The organism is Streptomyces sp. SID3343, from assembly GCF_009865215.1.
In the GTDB taxonomy this organism is placed as follows: Bacteria; Actinomycetota; Actinomycetes; order Streptomycetales; family Streptomycetaceae; genus Embleya.
In genome coordinates this window covers 1-2,470 of the sequence record NZ_WWJX01000743.1, presented here as the reverse complement: position 1 = coordinate 2,470, position 2,470 = coordinate 1, and the positions used below count along the sequence as shown (strand labels likewise).

The window sequence follows — 2,470 nt, the reverse complement described above, 5'->3', positions numbered from 1 at the left end:
AACGTCGACGTCCGCGGATCGTACGTCGCAGCCTCGTCCGAGCCGCTTCCGTCGAAGTCACCCGACAACGGCACCATCGGCGTGTTGCCGTACTTGAACATCGGCCGCGTCGCCTCCGACACACCCGCGGAATCCGCCAGATACCACGACAACACCGAACCATCCGGAGGAGTCGTGGGAGGCGGGTCCGACGGATACGGGTCGGCGTGGTCCCTCGCCAGTCCGGCGCGAGGTCCGCACACCTTCCATGCGTCCTCGCCCTGGCCGGCCAGTACCTTCTCCCCGATGAGAATCTGTTGCTTCTTGGTGGCCTTGTTGGGATAGGCGTTGTAGGCCGACCCGCCGTAGGCCCGCCACGTCGAGAGCGTGAACTGAAGCCCCCCGTAGTACAGGCCGTTCGCGCTGACGATCGACCAGTTTCCGCTGCTTTCGCACTCCGCGACCTTGTCCCAGGTGCTCACGGAAGCGGCACCGGCCGGCGCCGAGGCACCGGCGATCAGGGCGGCCGCCCCGATGGCGAGCGCGGCGGATGTCGCCGTCAGCCGTTGTCGAACGGACGTCTTTCTCATGGTTTCTCCAGGTGCGGGCAAGGATCTGGGGCTGCTTCGGCAGCAGGTCGAACACGGCTGCCCCGCTGGGGAGTTCGCCGGTTACGAGGGCGGCCGGTGAGTTCCCGGACCGCTTGGCGCTGCCGTCGAAAGGAGTTTCGCGGCACGCCGAAAGCCGGTCCAGGGGTACGCACCGTCCACAACCGGCCTTGGCCTGATCCGGCCCGCACGTCGCCCCGTCACTCACGGGGGCGCCTTCACCGACGGGCGACACGCCCTCGCGCGGGTGGGCGCGCGTCGACCGGTCGCGGCCGGGTCCGGCGGACGGATCCGGGCGCCGAGACCGCCGGCCGGCCTACTTCGGTCAGGGCCGGTTCCGTCCTGGCCCGGGCCCTGGAACCGGCCCTGAGCAGCGGACATGCTCGTCTCGACGCCGGAGTGCAAGCACCGGCAGCCGAAGGGACCCGCCCCGTGGCGGCCTTCGGTTTCGAGTACTCGAAAGTGCGATCGGTTCAGGAGCCCGTCATGAAGCACAGAGGGATCACCATGCCCGAGAAGAACCATCGAAAAATCGCCGGGGCGTTGTTCACCGCCACCATGGCCGTGACGACGAGTCTCACCGGCGTGGCGATGGCCGATACCGCAGCCGGTTCCGCCGACACCAGGCAGGTGAGCTATCAGGGCTACACCTTCGACGTTCCGACCTCGTGGTCCGTCGTCGATCTGACCCGGGACCCGAGGACCTGCGTCCGCTTCGACCAACACGTCGTGTATCTCGGTGATCCGGGCGCCGAACAGGACTGCCCCAGCAAGATTTTGGGCAAGACCGAGGCCCTTCTCCTCCGGCCGAGCGACGCGAGCGGTCCGGCGCGCACCACCGAGAATCCCACCGCTGCGGAGTTCACCGCCGACGCGCCGCGGATCAAGGTGAGCGCGACCTACGACACCGACCGCTCGACCGTTCGCACCATCCTGGCCCGAGCGGGTCTGCCCGAGGCCACCCGCGCCGCGAACGCGAAGGCGCCGGCCGTAGCGACGGCTCCCGACACGTTCGCCGCCGCCGCGTCGCCGAACACCACCGTCTACACGGGCAAGGGCTTCGACGCCTGCTCGGCACCGTCGTCGGGGACGATGAACGCGTGGCGCAACAACTCCCCGTATCGTTCCGTCGGCATCTACATCGGCGGCTCCAAGCGCGCGTGCGCACAGCCCAACCTGACCGCGTCATGGGTGAACGAACAGGCCGCCGCGGGTTGGCACTTCATGCCTCTGTACGTCGGCGTCCAGGCTTCGGCGATCACGTCCCCGCAAAACCAGGGAACGGCGGCGGCAGCGGACGCGATCAACCAGGCGAACGCCCTCGGGATCGGACCCGGCAGTCTCCTGTACTACGACATGGAGGGTGATTCAGGGTACGCCGCCAACCGGACCCGCGCGTTGCAATTCCTCTCGGCGTGGACGGCGGAACTGCATGCTCGCGGCTACAAGTCGGCGGTGTACAGCAGCTCCGACGCCGCCATCAAGGACCTGGTCGACAACAGGAACGCCGGCTACGCACTGCCGGATGTGCTCTTCAGCGCGGTCTGGAACAACGTGGCCAACACCGTGGACCCGAACGTGCCGGCCGGCCTGTGGGCCGATCACCAGCGGGTGCACCAGTACTTCGGCAATGTGACGGAGTCCTACGGCGGTGTCTCGGTGAACATCGACCGTGACTATCTCGACGTCGCGGTGGGCACCGGTCCCACGACTCCTCCGGATGGTTCGGTGTTGTCGTGGTATCTGGCGGATTCCGCGGGTGTGTCGGAGGCGACGCGGCCGATGTTCAAGTACGGCAACACGCCGATGGTGCCGTTGTCGGGTGACTTCGACGGAAGCGGCTCGGACGAGGCTGCGACGTACGATCCGCGGACGTCGACGTT

2 protein-coding genes are annotated in these 2,470 nt (G+C 67.8%); one reads left to right on the top strand and one right to left on the bottom strand.

The window, feature by feature from the left end; genetic code table 11:
• A partial coding sequence (locus GT354_RS22895; protein ID WP_161358252.1) for a transglycosylase family protein occupies window positions 1-569 on the bottom strand: 569 nt, incomplete at its 3' end.
• Between the two features lie 504 nt (window positions 570-1,073).
• Between GT354_RS22895 and GT354_RS22890 the strand changes: the two genes are divergently transcribed.
• A partial coding sequence (locus GT354_RS22890; RefSeq protein ID WP_161358251.1) for a glycoside hydrolase domain-containing protein occupies window positions 1,074-2,470 on the top strand: 1,397 nt, incomplete at its 3' end.